The following is a 17,674-nucleotide window of genomic DNA, read 5'->3' on the forward strand; positions in this document are numbered from 1 at the left end:
GGTGAAGCCCGGGTCGGTGGGGGCGACTCCACCTTCCCGGGCTTCGCCGGCGCGACGGCCGGCCGGACGGCCTCAGCCGAGGCCGCTGCTCACGGCGGACATCAGTTCGCCGTTCGCGGTGTCACCGCTCAGCTCCCAGACGAACGCGCCGCCGAGCCCTTGCTGCCTGGCGTAGTCCATCTTCCCGCCGATGGTCTGCGGGGTGTCGTAGCTCCACCACTGGCTGCCGCAGTGGGCGTAGGCCGTGCCGCCGACGGTTCCGGTGGCGGGGCACCTGTCCTTCAGCTCCTTGTAGTCGTCGATCCCCTGCTCGTACCTGCCGGGCGCAGGGCCGGTCGCGGTGCCGCCGGGCTCCGCCTGGCTCACGCCGGTCCAGCCGCGGCCGTAGAAGCCGATGCCCAGGAGGAGCTTGTTCGCCGGGACCCCGGCGGCCTTGAACTTCTCGATCGCCGCGGTGGAGTCGAAGCCCTCCTTCGGGATGCCGTCGTACGGGGCGAGCGGCGAGTGCGGGGCGGTGGGGCCCTGGGCGTCCCAGGCGCCGAAGAAGTCGTACGTCATGACGTTGTACCAGTCGACGTACTGTGCCGCGCCGGCGTAGTCGGCGGCCTCGATCTTGCCGCCGGAGGTGGCGTCGGCGGTCACGGCCGCCGTCACCAACTGGTCGCCGAACTTCCCCCGGAACGCCTGCATCATGTCCTTCATCACGGCCGGGCCGCTGCTGTCACAGCTCAGGCCGCAGGCGTTGGGGTACTCCCAGTCGAGGTCGATGCCGTCGAACAGGCCCTGCCAGCGCGAGTCGTTGACCAGGTCGTAACAGGACTGCGCGAAGGCTTCGGGGTTCTTCATGGCCTCGGTGAAGCCGCCGGACCAGGTCCAGCCGCCGAACGACCAGAGGACCTTGATGTGCGGGAACTGCTCCTTGAGCTTGAGCAGTTGGTTGAAGTTGCCGCGCAGCGGCTGGTCCCAGGCGTCGGCGACGCCGTCGACGCTCTGGTCGGCGGTGTAGCTCTTCTCGATGGCCGCGAAGGAGTCGCCGATGGTGCACCGGCCGCCCTGGACGTTGCCGAACGCGTAGTTGATGGTGTTGATCTTCTCCGCGGAGCCGGAGGTGACCAGGTTCTTCACGTGGTAGTTGCGGTCGTAGACGCCCCACTCGGTGAAGTAGCCCATCTTCACCCCGGCGGCCTTGGGGCCGGCGGGGGTGGTCGCGGCGCCCGCGGTACTCGACGGCGCCATGGTGGCCAGCACCGTGAGCGGTATCGCGAGCGCCAGGGTCAGCAGGATGCCGATGACGCGGGTGCGGGTGCGTGTGTGAGGGGATCTCAAGGGCGTGCTCCTCGAGCTAGGTCCGGATACGTGTGGGGGTGGGACCTGCGTCGCCCGGTGAGCATGGAAAGGGCACGCTCACCGCAGTGATGGGGGAGCGTAGGGAAGGTCTGCACCAATCGTCAATAGGTCTGGACCACCGGGGGCGGGGCCACCGCGAGAGGTGCCGCAGGGGCGGCCGGGCGCGGGCGTCAGTGGCGCGGGGCGTTGCGCGAGCGCTGCGGCCGGGTGCCGCGGCGGTCGCGGGCGTTCCAGCAGGCCGTGTGCCAGTGCCGCCGCAGGTCCGCGCCGCCGTGCGCGGGCCACGCCACCACGTGCGGCGTGCCGGAGCGGATCTCCTGATCGCAGCCCGGGCAGCGGTAGCTCTTGTCGGCGGCGGCCCCGGACACGCGACGGAAGAGGAACTCCTCGCCCCGGTACTCGGCCGTGTCGGGCATGCCGACGCTGCCGGCGAGGTCGTCGTCCGCGGGCGGACGGGCGGCGCCGCGCGAGCGCGGCTTGTTCCGGCGGGGGGACACGTCGGCACCTCGGAAAGATCGTCGTGACGGAGTCCCTATCAGGGTACGGCGCGCGAAGTCCAGCCCCGGGCACAAAGAATGACGATTCACCCGCCGATCGCCAACAATGAGGGCGACTGTGGGGTTGCACCCCGTCGCCGCAGGTGACGAACGGTTCGCGCCCCTCGCACGACGGCATCATCGGTACACAGGGGGCAGGATGCACATCGGCTCGTTCGTGCTCGGCGCCCAGTTCCCCGGCCAGGGGCAGGGCGAGGCCCTGCACCGTGCCGTGCGGACGGGCGTCGCGACGGAGGAGGCGGGGCTCGACTCCGTCTGGCTCGCCGAGCACCATTTCATCCCGTACGGCACCTGCCCCTCGGCCGTCACCCTGGCCGCGCTGCTCCTCGGCCGCACCAGCCGCATCCGCGTCGGCACCGCCGTCAGCGTGCTGCCCACGCAGCACCCCGTCGCCCTCGGCGAGCAGGCCGCGCTGCTGCACCACGCCGCGCAGGGGCGCTTCGTCCTCGGGGTCGGCCGCGGCGGGCCGTGGGTGGACCTGGAGGTCTTCGGCACCGGCCTCGCGGCGTACGAGACGGACTTCCCCGAGTCGCTGGACCTGCTGCTGCGCTGGCTGCGGGAGCCGCGGGTCGGGGCCGGCGGCGAGCGCTACACGTTCCGCGAGGTCGCCGTCGTGCCCCGGCCGGCCGAGGCGCTGCACGGCGGCGCCGACGTGCCCGTGCTCGTCGCCTGCACCTCGCCGGCGACGGTCCGGCTCGCCGCCCGGCGCGGGCTGCCGATGCTGCTCGGCATGCACTCCGGCGACGAGGAGAAGGCGGAGATGGTGCGGCTGTGGCGGCGTACCGCGCGGGAGGCCGGGATGAGCCCGGAGGCGATCGACGCGGCGGAGCACGTCTCGGCGGGCGTGGCCCAGGTCGACGACACCCCGAAGGGCGCGGCGGAACTGCTGCGGACCGCCCTGCCGGGGGCGTTCCGCGCCGGCGTGGGGGCGATGGAGACGGTGGACGGCAGACGGCGTCCGATGCGCGATCCGGAGGCGTACACGGAACTGCTGTGCGCGCTGCACCCGGTGGGCCCGCCGCGGCTGTGCGCCGACCGGCTGGCGGCGACCGCGGAACGCACCGGCATCACGCGCTTCGCACTGCTTGTCGAGGGCTCGGGGGAGCTGTGCGCCACCGAGCGGAACGTACGGCGTATCGGTTCGGAGGTGCTGCCGCTCCTCGCTCGCTGACCGGATGGGACGGGGCGAGCGGACGGCGTGGGGAGCGGCAGCGCGGGGGACCCGGGGCCCGTCAGCAGTCACGCAGCTCCGGTGACTGGTTGAGCAACTGCGCCCTCACCGAGGTGAAACGGGCCAGCCGCTCTTCTGCCGAGGCTTCCAGGGGAAAGACCGCCACGCGATGACAGTTCTGGAAAGCGAGCCGAACGCCGAAGTGGCGCTCCAGCGCCCCCCGTATCGCATTGCTGGCAAGCGCGCGCAGGAGCTGGCCGCGGGCGTGCTCGTCAGGGGGCGGAACCTGGTTGTCGGCGAAGTCTCCGCCGTCGACCTTCAGTTGTGCCACCAGGGAACTGATCATGTCCCAGGCATAGGGAAGTGAGGTCCGGACGCAGTCGACAAACTCCCTTTCGTCGACCTCGCCCCGCTCGGCTTGATGGAGCAGAGCAGGTGGGACGTCCAGCGACATGGATTCTCCTCTCGCAGCCCCGCGGGGTTCGGGCGGGGCCTGACCGGACAGGGACGGCGATCACCACTCTCGGTGCCCATATGGCAACCGCCTGCGTCCACCGTAGGGCGGAGGATGCGGCTCCACCACAAGAACGCGTACACAACTGGCCAATACCGAAAGGTGCATCAGGGGTCAGATCGCAGGGTGCGCCGGGAGTCGAGTAGCGTGGTGCGCCATGCGCCTCGTCATCGCCCGCTGCTCCGTCGACTACGCCGGGCGGCTCACCGCACACCTCGCCTCCGCGCCCCGGCTGATCCTGGTCAAAGCCGACGGCAGCGTCTCGGTCCACGCCGACGACCGTGCGTACAAGCCCCTCAACTGGATGTCACCGCCCTGCACTCTGAAAGAAGGTGAGCAGGACGGTGTCGCCGTGTGGACGGTCGAGAACAAGGCAGGCGAAAAACTGATCATTACGATCGAGGAATTGCTCCACGACACGTCGCACGAACTGGGCGTCGACCCGGGCCTGGTCAAGGACGGAGTGGAGGCCCACCTCCAGGAACTGCTCGCCGACCGCATGGAGGTGCTGGGCGAGGGCTGGACCCTCATCCGCCGCGAGTACCCCACGGCCATCGGCCCCGTGGACATCCTGGGCCGGGACGAGAAGGGGACGACCGTCGCGGTGGAGATCAAGCGCCGCGGCGAGATCGACGGCGTGGAGCAACTGACCCGCTACCTGGACCTGCTGAACCGCGACCCCCTGCTGGCGCCGGTGCGGGGGGTGTTCGCGGCGCAGGAGATCAAGCCGCAGGCGCGGGTGCTGGCGGCGGACCGCGGAATCGAGTGCGCGGTGCTGGACTACGACGCGCTGCGGGGCACGGACGACGGCAAACTGAAGCTGTTCTGACGCGGAAGGCGCCGCGTCAGGGGGTCTCGAAAGGCGAGGCGGCGTCCGTCCCGGACGCCGCCGACCCGGTGCCCGTCGTCGTGCCGCCCTGCGCCGTCGTCCCGCCGTCGTCCGTGGTGCCCCCGTCGTCCGTGGTGCCGCCGTCGTCCGTCGTCCCGCCGTCGTCCGTGGTGCCCCCGTCGTCCGTCGTCCCGCCGTCGTCGGAGGTGCCGCCGTTGTCCGTGGTGCCGCCGTCGTCGGACGTGCCGCCGTCGTCCGTACCCCCGTTGCCGCCGCCGGTGTCCGTGCCGCCGCCGTTCGATGTGCCGCCCTTCGAGGACCCGCCGTCCGACGTACCCCCGTGCGACGACGAGCCGCTGTCCGACGGCGTCCCCGGCGAACTGCTCGACGGGCTCTCCGGCGGCGCGCTGCTCGACTCCTCGCCGCCGTCCGACGGCGTCCCGGACGGCCCCGGGGCCGTCGACTCCGCCGACGGCGTGGCCGACTCGGAGGACGGGCTGCGCGACGGCTCCTCGGTGGGCAGCGCGTCGTCGTCCGCGGCGGCCGACCGCTCGACCTCGACCCGGTCGGAGGGCGGTTCGTCGCCGCCGGTCATGCCGAGGGTGACCACCGTGCCGAGCACCGCGACGAGCAGCGCGCCGGCGCCCGCCGCGATCAGGTTGCGCTTGGAGGCCGACGCCGCCTCGGCGCCGGGCCCGCGCACCGCCGGCGTCACGGTCGTCTCCGCGCCCCCCGACGACGGGGAGATGAGCACGGTGGGCCGCTCGGCGCCCTCGCCCGGCTCGTCGAACGCGGCCACCGCCTCCGCCATGTCCCGGGAGCCGGCCGGCACCACCGGCAGCGCCGTCGTCACCGCCTCGCTGCCGCCGCCGTGCGTGACCAGCGCGAGCGCGCGCCGGCTGGCGATCTCGCCGCCGCGGTCGGAGATCGCCCCGCGCAACGCGAGCGCCGCCTCCAACTCGGCCCGCGCACGGGCCGCGTTGCCGGTGCACAGCGCCAGCACGCCCAGCTCGTGATGGAAGTACGCCTCCGCCGCGACCTCGCCCGCGCGCCGGGCGGCCTCCTGCCCGTACCGCAGCGCCCGCTCCCAGGCGCTCCAGCGCAGCGCCGCGGCGAACGCGGGCGCGGCGGCGCGCGCGAGCAGCACCGCGGTGCTGACGGTGGTCCCCTCCCGGTCGGCGACGAGACCGCCGAGCGCGGCGAGGATGGCGTCCGCGTCGTCCGCGACGGCCCCGGGCGTGACCGAGCGGTGCGCGGACCACCAGACGTAGTGCTGCGCGGCCGTGAGCGCCGGGTCCTGGCCGCCCTCGGCCGGGCGGTCGTAGCCGGCGGCGAGCAACTGCGCGGAGACTCCGGCGGCCAGCCGGTAGCGGCCGAGGCCGCCGGAGACCAGGCCGCAGCCGGCGAGTTCGGCGAGCGCGGTGTCGGCCAGCGCCTCGCCGGCGAGCGCGGGAAGCTGCGCGTGGTGCGGGAAGACGCCGCCGAGGGCCACGGCGAAACGCAGCGCCGTACGCGCCGCCTCGCTGAGCCGCGACGCCAGCAGCGCGGCCGGCGCGGCGCTCTCGGCCAGACTCGGCAGCGGCTCGCCCGCGCCGGGCCCGGCGAGCCGCAGCACCGCACCGGCCTGCACGAACCGCAGCGGCAGCCCTTCGGATTCGAACCACAGGTCCGCCGCCCAGGTGCGCTCCTCCTCACCGAGCGGACGCCGTCCGGCTCGCTCCAGGAGCTGCATGCAGGCGGCGCGGCCCAGGCCCGGCAGCTCGACCTCTTCGAGGTACGAGGCGGCCGTCGGCCCGGGGACGTCGGGGGTGACGGAGATCAGGTACGCGCACTCGGGGGTGGCGTCCAGCAGTTCTTCCAGCGCCGTGCCGCCGAACTCGGCGTCGTCGAGCACCACGACCGCGCCGATCTGCGGCAGCAGCTCGGCCAGTTGCCCCGGGGCGGGCCGCCGGCCGGTCAGCTCGTAGACGGCGGCGCACAGTTCGTAGCGCAGATCGGTGGGGGTGCTGCCCCGGCCGCTGAGCCGGATGACGCCGTCCGGCGCCAGCTCGGCGCAGTCGGCGGCGACGGCCTCCAGCAGGGCCGTGCGGCCGGACCCGGACGGACCGGTGAGCCGGACGGAACGGCCGCGGGAGAGCAGGCGCACCAGCCGCTCGCGGATCTCGTCGCGCTCCAGCAGCGGCAGTTGCGGTCCCGCGGGGCCGGGCGGCGGCGACGGCGGGCGGCGGTGCTCGGCGCGCTCCCCGGCGGACATCCGGCGCGGCGGGCCCGGGCGTTCGGCGGGCGGGCACAGCTCGGCGTGGGTGCCGTCGACGGGGTTGACGGTGAGGCGGTACTCGCCGGCGATCACCCGGGCCGTACGCGCCGGGCCGGGCCGGGCGCCGCCGGCGGGGGAGAGGCCGTCGCCCGGACGGGTGCGCCCGGAGCCCTTGCCGTCGGAGCCGGCGCCGGACCCGTCCTCGGGGAGCGGACCGGGGAAGGAGCCGGGAGCGGAGGCGGCGGGCGGGCCCGCGCCCTCGGCGGCCCCGCCGGGTACCGCGTCGTCGTCGGCGTACGGGCCCAGGACCTCGTCGGCGTACGGGCGTACGGGCTCCTCACCGGGGAACACACCCGCGGTCCCGTACGGCGCCTCCGGCTCCGCGCCGGGGAACGCCCCGGCGCCCTCGTCCCCGTTCCCGCCGGCGGGCACCTCGTGCTCCGGGTGCGCGGCCCCCGGCTCGCCGGAGCCGGGGTGCGTGTGCGCCGGCTCACCGGGATACGCCCCCGGGGCCGGCCCCGGGGGCGGGGTTATGCCCTCGGGCGTGTCGTCCTGTCCATGGCCCGTGTTCGGGTCCATCGCGAAGCCCCCTGCCCGCTGTCCTACGCCGTGCCGTTCCCCGGCCCGGAAACCCTATGACCTCCGCCGGGCGATCCTGGAGGGGAGTCCCCGACGAAGCCGTTTGTTCACTGAATCGTGAGGATGCGGTGGAGTCTGGTGGCCACCAGCAGCCGCTGCATCTGCGGCGGGACCCCGCGCAGCACGAGCCGTCGGTCGGCCCGTCCCGCCCTGCGGTGTGCCCCCATGATGACACCGAGCCCGGTGGCGTCCCAGGAGTCGAGGTCGGTGAGATCCAGGATCAGGTCCCCGCGGCCCTCGTCCACGGCCCGGTGCAGGGCGACCCGGGCGTCCGCCGCGCTGCGGACGTCGAGGCGGCCCCCGACGGTCAGCCGGGCGTGGTCCCCTTTGATGTACGCGGGCGCCCCGGGGCCCGTGCCGTCCGCGGCGCCGGCCCCCGGCACCGGCCGGCGGGCGTTCCGGCGCGCGGGGCCCGCGCGATGGCGGGCCGGGTGGTAGGGCGGGGCGCTTTCGCGGCCCTCCGCCTCAAACATGTGCGCTCCCCGTCTGCGGGTTCTCGTGGTCCGTGCTGCCGAGTCCGTGCCTGTCCCCTGGGTGATCCGACTCCCCCGGAGCCGTTCCGGGTTGCCCTCTGTACGGGTATCCGTACCGATTTCACCCCCGCGGGGGACGCCGTACCCGCCCTCGGTCCGACCGGGTGTCCGAGGGCGGCGGGCAGTCCGCATCAGTGCTCGTAGAAGCCGCGGCCGCTCTTGCGGCCGATGTCGCCCGCGTCGACCATCCGGCGCATCAGCTCCGGCGGCGCGAACTTCTCGTCCTGGGTCTCGGTGTAGATGTTCTCGGCGGCGTGCAGCAGGATGTCGACGCCGGTCAGGTCGGCGGTGGCCAGCGGCCCCATGGCGTGGCCGAAGCCGAGCCGGCAGGCGACGTCGATGTCCTCGGCGGTGGCGACGCCCGACTCGTACAGCTTGACGGCCTCGACGACGAGTGCGGTGATCAGCCGCGTGGTCACGAAGCCGGCCACGTCGCGGTTGGCGACGATGCAGGTCTTGCCGGTGGATTCGGCGAAGGCCCGGGCGCGGGCGAGGGTCTCGTCACTTGTCCTCAGGCCCCGTACCAGCTCGCAGAGGCCCATCATGGGCACCGGCGAGAAGAAGTGCATGCCGACGACGCGCTCGGGGCGGGAGGTCACCGCCGCGATCTTGGTGAGGGGGATCGCGGAGGTGTTGGAGGCGAGCACGGCGTCGTCGCGCACCAGGCCGTCGAGTGCGCGGAAGATGTCCTGCTTGACGTCGAGCCGTTCGAAGACCGCCTCGACGACGATGTCCGCGTCGGCGGCGGCATCGAGGTCGGTGGTGACGGTGATCCGGGCGAGCGCCTGCTCGACGGTGCCGGCGTCCAGCTTGCCCTTGGCGACGAACTTCTCGTACGAGCCCCTGATCCCGTCCGTGCCGCGCGTCAGCGCCTCGTCGGTGAGGTCGCGCAGCACGACGTCCCAGCCGGCCTGGGCGGCGACCTGGGCGATACCGGACCCCATGAGTCCGGCTCCGACGACGGCGAGCTTTCCGGCGGATTCCACGGTGGTTCCCTCGCTAAACGGCTCGTTCACGTGCTCCGAAGCGGACACTAGCGCTCCTGGCGCGTTCGCGGAGCGCTTAGAGATGCGCGTCACGTCTCAGATGACGGACATCACACGTGCGGGGCTCACTCGCGGGGCCGGGGTGCGTAGTTGAGGACCTTTTGGCCCAACAGGTCCGCTCTCTCGCCGGGAAGGCCGCGCGTGTCGCGCGGGCGGGGAAAGGCCCCGGACCGGTGACGCCGGGCACACGCGTGCTCCGCGGCGCCGGAGCGCGGGGGCGCAGGCATACGCTGTGCGCATGGTCAATCTGACGCGGATTTACACCCGGACCGGCGACAAGGGCACCACCGCCCTCGGCGACATGAGCCGGGTGCCCAAGACCGACCTGCGGATCGCCGCGTACGCCGACGCCAACGAGGCCAACGCCGTCATCGGGACCGCCCTCGCCCTCGGCGAGCTGCCCGAGGAGGTCGCCCGCGTCCTCACCCGGGTGCAGAACGACCTCTTCGACGTCGGCGCCGACCTCTCCACGCCGGTGCGCCCGGACCCTGAGTTCCCGCCCCTGCGCGTCGAACAGGAGTACGTGGACCGGCTGGAGGCCGACTGCGACCGCTTCCTCGCCGACCTGGAGAAGCTGCGCAGCTTCATCCTCCCCGGCGGCACCCCCGGCGCCGCGCTGCTGCACCAGGCGTGCACGGTGGTGCGCCGCGCCGAGCGGTCGACGTGGGCCGCCCTGGAGGTCCACGGCGACCTCATGAACCCGCTGACGGCCACGTACCTCAACCGGCTATCGGACCTGCTTTTCATCCTTGCGCGTACGGCCAACAAGGCGGTCGGCGACGTGCTGTGGGTGCCCGGCGGAGAGCGGTGAGGCGTCCCGCTCCCCGCCCGGCACCCCCGCGCCGGCGGGGGGCCGCTTGGGAAAGAGCGTGTAGCTCCCCGCGATGACCACGTTGATGCCGATGACGAAGAGCAACCGCATCTGCCACGCCCGCAGCGACTCCGTGTCCCCGTCGGCGCCGACGTACCACGCCGCGCCCTGGAGCAGGGCGATCGCGATGCCGCTCGCCAGGATCCAGCGGGCGGCGGTGCGCCACTCGTGCAGCGCCCGCGCCATCCCGTACTTCGGCGGCTTCACCGGTGGCGGGCCGCCCGCGAAGCGGTGCGCGAAGCGGGCGTCCACCCAGCGGATCGTCGACGGGCCCAGCGCGACCGAGAAGCCGATGTAAACCGCGGCCAGACCGTGCTTCCAGTCCGGCTCCGCGCCGTTCTTCAGGTCGACCGCCGTGACGATCAGCAGCACCAACTCCAGCAGCGGCTCGCACAGGAGCACCGCGGCGCCCAGTCGCGGCCTGCGCGCCAGGTAGCGCAGCGAGAGCCCTGCGGCGAGCAGCACCCAGAAGGCGGCCTCGCAGACGATGATGAGCGTGACGATCACGGTGTGCTCTCCCTTTCCCGGTCCGTCTTCCAGGCTCCCGCCCGGGGCGCGGGGGCGCGTCGTCGTACGCGACGATCCCGGACTGCATCCTTCGATGTAGCGCACGCCCCGAAAAAGCGGCCCGGGATACGGAGGCCACCGGCTGAGCGGCCGTGTTTGATGGGGGAGTGACCAGCTCACGCCCCTCGCTCCGGCCGCACCGCGACGACGTGCTCATCGCGGCCGTCGGCCTGCTCGGCGGGGTGGCGCTCTGGGCGCTGGGTCTGCACACCCAGGGCGGGCGGCCGTTCGGCGACGCGCGGCTGACGCTGATCCCGCTCGGGGTCATGTGCGGCGCCGAGCTGCTGCGCCGGAGCCGCCCGATGACCGGGCTGGTCATCGCCGTCGTCGCCGTCACCGCCGACCAGTTCACCCGCGGCACGCTGGCCACGCTCCTGATGTTCACGGACCTGGTGTACGCGGCCGTGCTCTACGGCACCGCGACCGCGGCCCGCTGGGTCCCGCGGGCCGCCGGGGCGTTGACCGTGGCCTCGACCCTCGCGGTGCTGGCCGTCTTCCAGGACCGGGTCGCGATCCTCCTGGGCGTCGCCGTGGGCCTCCTCACGCTCGCCCCCGCCACCACCGGCGTCGCCGTCCGCTCACACCGCCAGGCCGCCGACGCCGCCCGGCTGCGGGCGGAGCAGACCGCGCTGCTCGCGGAGCTGGACCGGCGCGAGGCCGTCGGCGCGGAGCGCGCCCGGATGGCGCGCGAGCTGCACGACATGGTGGCCAACCACCTCTCCGCCATCGCCATCCACGCCACCGCCGCCCAGTCCATCGACGACCGGAAGGCGTCGCGGGAGGCGCTGTCCGTCATCCGTGAGAACAGCGTGCAGGGGCTGGCGGAGATGCGCCGCCTCATCGGCCTGCTGCGTGACTCCGAGGGCGACGGCACGGGCGCCGAGCCGGACGCGGCGCCGACGCTGGACGGGCTGGCCGCGCTGGTGGAGCAGGCGCGTGTCAACGGCGCAGGCAGCGGCCTCGACATCGTCCTGGACGACGCCCGCGAGCCGGACGCGCGGCTGCCGGCTCCGGTGGAGCTGGCCGCGTACCGCATTGTGCAGGAGTCACTGACCAACGCGCTCAAGCACGCCGCTCCCGGCGTGGTACGGGTCCGGCTCGCCGGGCCCGAGCCGCTGACGGTGGCGGTGATCAGCCCGCTCGGCGACGAGCCGCGGGAGGGCGGCCGGGAGGGCGGGGAGCCCGTGCCGCGGGCCCCGGGATCGGGCGCGGGACTGATCGGGATGGAGGAGCGCGTGGCCCTGCTGGGCGGGACGTTCACCGCGGGCCCCGAGGCCGGAGACCGGGGGAACGGCGAAACCGGCGGCGGCACGCGCTGGGCCGTCCGGGCCGGGCTGCCCACCGGCGAGAACACCCCCGCAGCGCAACGGAGGAACGATGCCTGACGCCGCCCCACCCGTCCGGATCCTCGTCGCCGAGGACCAGCAGGCCGTGCGCGCCGGGCTGGTGCTGATTCTGCGCTCCGCCGCCGGACTCGACGTCGTGGGCGAAGCCGCGGACGGCGAGGAGGCCGTGCGGCTGGCCCGCGAACTCCGGCCGGACGTGGTGCTGATGGACGTCCAGATGCCCAAGCTCGACGGGGTTTCGGCGACCCGCGTGATCAGCGCCGAGGAACTGGCCGACGTGCTGGTGCTCACGACGTTCGACCTCGACGAGTACGTCTTCGGCGCGCTGCGCGCCGGCGCCGCGGGCTTCCTGCTGAAGAACACCGAGGCGGACGCCCTGGTGGAGGCGGTACGCACCGTCGCACGCGGCGAGGGCCTGATCGCCCCGGCCGTGACCCGGCGGCTCATCGCCGAGTTCGCCGGCGGCCGGCGTGGCCCGTCGCCCGGAGGGCCCGATCCGGCGGTCCTCGACACGCTCACGCGGCGCGAGCGGGAGGTGCTGGCCTGCCTGGGGCAGGGGATGTCCAACGCGGACGCCGCGGCCCGGCTCGATATGGCGGAGGCCACGGTGAAGACGCACGTCAGCCGGCTGCTCGCCAAGCTGGGGCTGCGCAGCCGGGTGCAGGCCGCGGTGCTGGCCCGGGAGCTGGGCGTCTGAGCGGCCGGGGGCGCCCCGTACGTCGTACGCCCCCGGCCGCCCGCGTGCGCCTAGACGTCCCGCTTCGACAGCAGCGCGAACGCCAGCAACAGCATCCCGCCGGTGACGGCGGCCAGCAGGCCGAGCAGCCCCCAGCCGCCCAGGTCCGCGTCTTCGAAGAACGGGATGCCGAAGAGCGAGGCGAGACCGCTCAGCGGAGAGTACTCGATCAGCTTGCGCTGCACGTCCCGCAGGCTCTCCGCCTGCATGAACAGCGCGATGATCAGCGGCAGCAGAATGAAGCCGACCATCGTGGTGATGGCGCCCGCCGAGTGCCGCAGGATCGCGCCCACGGCCAGCGCGAGCAGGCCCAGCAGCGACACGTACAGCGCCGCGCCCACGGTCGCGTCGAACCACTCGCCGCCGGTGGCGATCAGCTCGCCGCTGTCGGAGACCGAGTCCTTGAACATCGGGTCGCGGGTCTCGTAATCGGGCACCGTCTGGCCGCCCAGGACCGCCGAGTGGATCAGCGCCGTGATCGCGCACGCCGCGGTGGTGAGTACGAAGGCGAGCACGAAGAACACCACGGCCTTGGCCGCCAGCACCCGCCAGCGCTGGGGCGAGGCGGTGAGCGTGGTGCGGATCATGCCCGTGCCGTACTCGGAGGTGATCACCAGCACGCCGAGCGTGACGATGCAGATCTGACCGAGCATCAGGCCGAACAGCCCGCCGGAGAGCAGCGGGGCCCCGACCCAGTCGTCGGTGGACATCGCCAGCGCGATCAGGAAGCCGACGCCGACGACGAGGAAGAGCATGATGCCCAGCGTCCACATCGTGGAGCGCACCGAGCGGATCTTGGTCCACTCCGAGGCGAAGGCGTGGCCCAGGTGCGTGGTGACGATCGGGATCGGCGAGGAGTAGATGCCGCCCGCGGGGGCGCCGGGCGGCGGCACGGCACCGGGGACGGGAGGGGCGCCGGGCACGGGAGCGCCTCCGGGGACCGGGCCGGGAGGGGCGCCGGGCACCGGCGGCGCGCCGGGGGCGGGGCTGGAGGGCTGCGGCGGGTAGCTCATCGGCGGGTCTCACCTTCGCGCGGGGCGGGAGCGGCGGCGCCGGGCTGGGCCTGCGGCGCGGCCGGGGATGGCGGGGCGTACCCCTGCGGCGGGGGCGGGGCGTAGCCGGGCTGCGCCCCGGGCGGCGCCATGCCGGGGCCGGCCGGGGGCATCCCCGGAGCGCCCATGGGCGGCGCGTAGCCCGGCCCGGGGGCCGCGTACCCCTGCGGGGGCACCGGGCCGGCGGGCTGCTGCAGGCCGGAGCGGTGGTCGGCGGTGGAGCGGAAGTCCACCGCGCCCTGGGTCATCCGCATGTACGCCTCCTCCAGCGACGCCTCGTGCGGCGAGAGCTCCCACAGCCGGATCCCGGCGTCGTGCGCCAGGTCGCTGATCCGCGGCAGCGGCATCCCGCCCACGCGCAGCGCCCCGTCGGGCTCCGGCTGCACGTGCGCACCCTGCTCGGTCAGGGCGGCGGTCAGCTTCTCCCGCGTCGCCTGCTCCCCGTCGGGGACGCGGACGCGGGCGAAGCTCGCCGAGTGCGTGTTGATGAAGTCCCGTACGCTCATGTCGGCCATGAGCTGGCCGCGGCCGATGACGATGAGGTGGTCGGCGGTGAGCGCCATCTCGCTCATCAGGTGGCTGGAGACGAAGATGGTGCGGCCCTCGCTCGCCAGCTTCTTCATCAGGTTGCGGATCCACAGGATGCCCTCGGGGTCGAGGCCGTTGACCGGCTCGTCGAAGAGCAGGATCTGCGGGTCGCCCAGGAGCGCGCCGGCGATGCCGAGGCGCTGTCCCATGCCGAGCGAGAAGCCCTTGGAGCGGCGGCCGGCGACCTCGCGCAGGCCGACCACGTCGAGCACCTCGTCGACGCGGCGCTGCGGGATGCCGGAGAGCTGGGCGACGCAGCGCAGGTGGTTACGGGCGCTGCGGCCGCCGTGTACCGCCTTGGCGTCCAGCAGGGCACCGACCTGGCGGGGGGCGTTGGGCAGCCTGCGGTACGGATACCCGCCCACGGTGACGGTGCCGCTGCTCGGCTCGTCGAGCCCCAGGATCATGCGCATCGTGGTCGACTTGCCCGCCCCGTTGGGGCCCACGAAGCCGGTGATGACCCCCGGCTTGACGGTGAAGGAAAGGTTGTACACGGCGGTCTTCCCGCCGTAGGTCTTCGTCAGACCCTGTGCTTCGATCATGTGGCCCCCTGCGTCGGACACGGGGGCGCACGCGACTACCGTCCCCCTTCGGGTTAAGAGGCTATCGGGGGGCTTCCGGTTCCCGGCGGGCAGCCCGCGGCGACGCTGCTTCAGCCACCCGGAGCGGGCACCGGGCCCACGGGGGCGGGGGGCGCTCGGAGGTCAGGCGTCGCGCTTCTTCAGCACGGCGTACCCGCCGATCAGCGCCACCGCCGTCCACGCGCACATGATGCCGAAGCCGCCCCAGGGCCCGTACGGCGTCTCGTCGCTGTTCAGCGCGCCCGGCACCACCTGCATGACCCGCGACCCCGCCTGGTCCGGCAGGTACTGCGCGACGTCCCTGGTGGCGGGGACGCCCGCCAGGATCGAGGAGATCAGGAAGAAGAACGCCATCAGCAGGCCGAGGGAGAGCACCGTGCTGCGCAGCATGGCGGCGACGCCCATGGAGAACATCGCGATCACACCCATGTACAGCCCGGCGCCGATGACCGCCCGCAGCACGTTGTCGTCGCCGATCGACGCGCTGTGGTCGCCGAGCAGAGCCTGGCCGAGGAAGAACGTGAGGAAGCTGGTGAGCAGGCCGACGACCAGGGCGAGCAGCGTGGCCACGGTGACCTTGGAGACGTAGAACGTGGCGCGCTGCGGCACCGCGGCCAGCGAGGTCTTGATCATGCCGGAGCTGTACTCCGTGCTGATCACGAGGACGCCGAAGACGACCATCGCGAGCTGACCGAGCATCATGCCGAAGAAGCTCACCAGAGTCGGGTCGAAGGTGAGCTGCTCGGCGCGCGACAGGTCGTCGAACGTGGCGTTCATGACGCCGGACAGGAGCGCGCCCACCGCGGCGGTGAGGACCAGCGCGGCGGCCAGCGTCCAGACCGTGGAGCTGACCGTACGGACCTTGGTCCACTCCGACTTGAGCACTGCCGAGGGTGCTGCCATGGCGTCAGTCTCCCTTGCCCCACTGCGGACCCGGCGGTGGCGGCGCGTTCGGCGCGGGCGGCGCCGGGGGCGCGGCACCGGCCGCGGCGGCGGCGTGCGGGCCGCTCAGATCGTGCGCGTGGTACTCGACCGCCTGGGCGGTCATCTGCATGAACGCCTCCTCCAGGGAGGCCTGTTGCGGGCTCAGCTCGTGCAGCGTCACCCGGTGCTGCGCGGCCAGCTCGCCGACCCGTTCGGCCATGTCGGCGCCGTCGACCTCGAAGGCGCCGTCCTCGCGCACGGTCACGGACATGCCCGCGGCGCCCGCGGCGTCCCTGAACTGCTCGGGCTGCGGGGTGCGCACGCGCACGTACGACCGCGAGTTCTCCCGGATGAAGCCGGCCATCGAGGTATCGGCGAGCAGTCTGCCCTGGCCGATGACGATGAGGTGGTCGGCGGTGAGCGCCATCTCGCTCATCAGGTGGCTGGAGACGAAGACCGTGCGGCCCTGGGCGGCCAGGGTCTTCATCAGGTTGCGGATCCAGTGGATGCCCTCGGGGTCGAGCCCGTTGACCGGCTCGTCGAACATCAGGATCTCGGGGTCGCCCAGCAGCGCGTACGCGATGCCGAGGCGCTGGCCCATGCCGAGCGAGAAGCCCTTGGACTTCTTCTTCGCCACCGCCGTCAGACCGACGGTCTCCAGCACCTCCCGCACCCGGGAGTCGGGGATGCGGTTGCTCTGGGCCAGGCACAGCAGGTTGTTGTACGCGCTGCGGCCGCCGTGCATGTTCTTCGCGTCGAGCAGGGCCCCGATGTACTTCAGCGGCTCCTGCAGATCGCGGTAGTGCTTGCCGTCGATGCGCACCGAACCGGACGTGGGGTTGTCGAGGTCGAGCATCATGCGCATCGTGGTCGACTTGCCGGCGCCGTTCGGCCCCAGGAATCCGGTGATCATACCGGGCCGCACCTGGAAGGTCAGGTGGTCCACGGCGAGCTTGTCGCCGTACCGTTTGGTCAGCCCCTCCAGTTCGATCATGCGCTAACCCTAGGCGGCAAGGTCATCGAACGCATCCCCTGGGGACGATCGGCACAACCGGATCAGCGCCCTCCGCCGGGGCGGAGGGCGCCGGATGCACGCCGCACGGCCGGGCGGGCCTCAGCCGCCCGGCCGCACGCGGCTCAGCGGGACTGCTGGGCGGGCACGCCCGGCTTGTCCTCCACCTCGTCGGCGCCGCCCTGGGCGGCCACCTGCGCGCCGGTCAGCGTCGCGAGCATCTCGCGGACGTTGGTGAGCTGGGCGTTGATGCTGTCGCGGCGGTTGGTGAGCGCCGCCAGCTCGCGCTCGGACTCGCTGCGGATCCGCTCGGCCTTGGCGTTCGCGTCCGCCACGATGTCCTCGGACTGGCGCTGCGCGGTCTCGACCGTCTGACGGGCACGGCGCTCGGCGTCGGTACGCAGCTTCTCCGCCTCCAGGCGGAGCTGCTCGGCCCGGTGCTCGATCTCGGCGAGGCGCTTTTCGGCCTTGGCCTGGCGGGAGGCGAGGTCGCGCTCGGACTGCTCGCGGCGCTTGGCGAGGTTGGTCTCGAAGTCCGCGGCGGCCTGGGCGGCCTTGGCGCGGGTCTCCTCGAAGAGGGTGTCCGCCTCCTCGCGCTTGGACTGCGCGTCCTTCTGCGCCTCGGCACGCAGACCGCTGGCCTCGCCCTTCGCCTTCTCGACGATCCGGGCGCCCTCGTCCTCGGCCTTCGCCTTGCGCTCGGCGGCGAACGCCTCGGCGTCGTTGCGCACCTGCTGCGCGGCCGACTCGGCCAGCTCGCGGTGCTGGTCGGCGGCGCGGCGGGCCTCCTCGCGCAGGTCCTTGGCCTCTTCCTCGGCAAGCCGCAGGATCTTCTCCACCCGGGCACCGAGGCCGGCGTACGACGGCTCGGAGTCGGCGATCTGCGCCTGTGCGTTCTGCGTCTCGAGGTGAAGCTCCTCGATCCGCTTCTCAAGGGAGGTGATGCGCGAGAGGGCACTGTCGCGGTCGGCAACGAGCTTGGTGATCCGTTCGTCCACCTGCTCGCGGTCGTATCCGCGCCTTGCGAACTCGAAACCGAAGGGGTTGGCAGTGTCGCTCATGGGGTTCCTGTCGAAAGAGACCGAGTGAGGTGTAAGGGGAATC

Annotated in this window: 17 protein-coding genes; 5 read left to right on the forward strand and 12 right to left on the reverse strand. The window is 73.2% G+C overall.

Annotated features, from left to right (window positions below):
- Positions 1–72: 72 nt before the first annotated feature.
- Together I003_RS0112470 and I003_RS0112475 are read right to left on the reverse strand one after the other, a co-directional pair.
- A complete protein-coding gene (locus tag I003_RS0112470; protein ID WP_027771836.1) occupies positions 73–1,326 on the reverse strand; it encodes a glycoside hydrolase family 18 protein in 1,254 nt (417 codons plus the stop codon).
- A 191-nt stretch (positions 1,327–1,517) separates the two neighbouring features.
- The gene (locus I003_RS0112475; RefSeq protein ID WP_027771837.1) at positions 1,518–1,844 is read right to left on the reverse strand and encodes a hypothetical protein; all 327 of its coding nucleotides are present in this window, start codon (positions 1,842–1,844) and stop codon (positions 1,518–1,520) included.
- A gap of 199 nt (positions 1,845–2,043) precedes the next feature.
- Between I003_RS0112475 and I003_RS0112480 the strand changes: the two genes are divergently transcribed.
- Complete coding sequence (locus I003_RS0112480) at positions 2,044–3,075, forward strand: LLM class flavin-dependent oxidoreductase (RefSeq protein ID WP_027771838.1); 1,032 nt, start codon at positions 2,044–2,046, stop codon at positions 3,073–3,075.
- A gap of 61 nt (positions 3,076–3,136) precedes the next feature.
- Here the strand turns inward: I003_RS0112480 and I003_RS0112485 are convergent, their stop codons facing one another.
- Positions 3,137–3,529 (reverse strand): SCO5389 family protein, encoded by a 393-nt coding sequence (locus tag I003_RS0112485; RefSeq protein ID WP_027771839.1) that lies wholly within the window; start codon positions 3,527–3,529, stop codon positions 3,137–3,139.
- Positions 3,530–3,746: 217 nt separating this feature from the next.
- On the opposite strand from I003_RS0112485, the gene nucS reads away from it, so the two are divergent.
- Positions 3,747–4,418: an endonuclease NucS gene (gene nucS / locus I003_RS0112490; protein ID WP_027771840.1), complete on the forward strand. Its 672-nt coding sequence runs from the start codon at positions 3,747–3,749 to the stop codon at positions 4,416–4,418.
- A 16-nt stretch (positions 4,419–4,434) separates the two neighbouring features.
- Here nucS and I003_RS36025 read toward each other — a convergent pair whose 3' ends face one another.
- The 3 genes from I003_RS36025 to I003_RS0112505 form a co-directional block, all read right to left on the reverse strand.
- Positions 4,435–7,254, reverse strand: a complete 2,820-nt coding sequence (locus tag I003_RS36025; RefSeq protein WP_051368211.1) for an ATP-binding protein — start codon at positions 7,252–7,254, stop codon at positions 4,435–4,437.
- 107 nt (positions 7,255–7,361) lie between these two features.
- Entirely contained in the window at positions 7,362–7,697 is a 336-nt protein-coding gene (locus I003_RS0112500) for an STAS domain-containing protein (protein WP_051368215.1), read from the reverse strand.
- A gap of 281 nt (positions 7,698–7,978) precedes the next feature.
- On the reverse strand, positions 7,979–8,833 hold the full coding sequence (locus tag I003_RS0112505; RefSeq protein ID WP_027771842.1) for a 3-hydroxyacyl-CoA dehydrogenase family protein: 855 nt from the start codon (positions 8,831–8,833) through the stop codon (positions 7,979–7,981).
- A 298-nt stretch (positions 8,834–9,131) separates the two neighbouring features.
- Between I003_RS0112505 and I003_RS0112510 the strand changes: the two genes are divergently transcribed.
- Positions 9,132–9,704 (forward strand): cob(I)yrinic acid a,c-diamide adenosyltransferase, encoded by a 573-nt coding sequence (locus tag I003_RS0112510; RefSeq protein WP_027771843.1) that lies wholly within the window; start codon positions 9,132–9,134, stop codon positions 9,702–9,704.
- Here I003_RS0112510 and I003_RS0112515 read toward each other — a convergent pair.
- Positions 9,621–10,271 carry a hypothetical protein gene (locus I003_RS0112515; protein ID WP_027771844.1) on the reverse strand — a complete coding sequence of 217 codons (651 nt, stop codon included), beginning with the start codon at positions 10,269–10,271 and terminating at the stop codon, positions 9,621–9,623. The two genes, I003_RS0112510 and I003_RS0112515, sit on opposite strands and share 84 nt — an antisense overlap.
- 167 nt (positions 10,272–10,438) lie before the next feature.
- Here I003_RS0112515 and I003_RS0112520 point away from each other — a divergent pair, with 167 nt between their 5' ends.
- Both I003_RS0112520 and I003_RS0112525 read left to right on the forward strand, forming a co-directional pair.
- Positions 10,439–11,716 carry a histidine kinase gene (locus I003_RS0112520; RefSeq protein ID WP_027771845.1) on the forward strand — a complete coding sequence of 426 codons (1,278 nt, stop codon included), beginning with the start codon at positions 10,439–10,441 and terminating at the stop codon, positions 11,714–11,716.
- On the forward strand, positions 11,709–12,374 hold the full coding sequence (locus tag I003_RS0112525; protein WP_027771846.1) for a response regulator transcription factor: 666 nt from the start codon (positions 11,709–11,711) through the stop codon (positions 12,372–12,374). The genes I003_RS0112520 and I003_RS0112525 overlap by 8 nt, the downstream gene beginning before the upstream one ends.
- Positions 12,375–12,424: 50 nt before the next feature.
- Here I003_RS0112525 and I003_RS0112530 read toward each other — a convergent pair whose 3' ends face one another.
- The 5 genes from I003_RS0112530 to I003_RS0112550 form a co-directional block, all read right to left on the reverse strand.
- Entirely contained in the window at positions 12,425–13,426 is a 1,002-nt protein-coding gene (locus I003_RS0112530) for an ABC transporter permease (RefSeq protein ID WP_027771847.1), read from the reverse strand.
- Entirely contained in the window at positions 13,423–14,595 is a 1,173-nt protein-coding gene (locus I003_RS0112535) for an ABC transporter ATP-binding protein (protein ID WP_027771848.1), read from the reverse strand. Before I003_RS0112535 ends, I003_RS0112530 begins: the two co-directional genes overlap by 4 nt.
- A 162-nt stretch (positions 14,596–14,757) precedes the next feature.
- Entirely contained in the window at positions 14,758–15,537 is a 780-nt protein-coding gene (locus I003_RS0112540) for an ABC transporter permease (RefSeq protein WP_027771849.1), read from the reverse strand.
- Positions 15,538–15,541: 4 nt separating this feature from the next.
- Complete coding sequence (locus tag I003_RS0112545) at positions 15,542–16,552, reverse strand: ABC transporter ATP-binding protein (RefSeq protein WP_027771850.1); 1,011 nt, start codon at positions 16,550–16,552, stop codon at positions 15,542–15,544.
- Positions 16,553–16,695: 143 nt separating this feature from the next.
- Positions 16,696–17,631 (reverse strand): cellulose-binding protein, encoded by a 936-nt coding sequence (locus I003_RS0112550; RefSeq protein ID WP_027771851.1) that lies wholly within the window; start codon positions 17,629–17,631, stop codon positions 16,696–16,698.
- Positions 17,632–17,674: the final 43 nt, after the last annotated feature.

This window comes from Streptomyces sp. CNQ329, assembly GCF_000482585.1.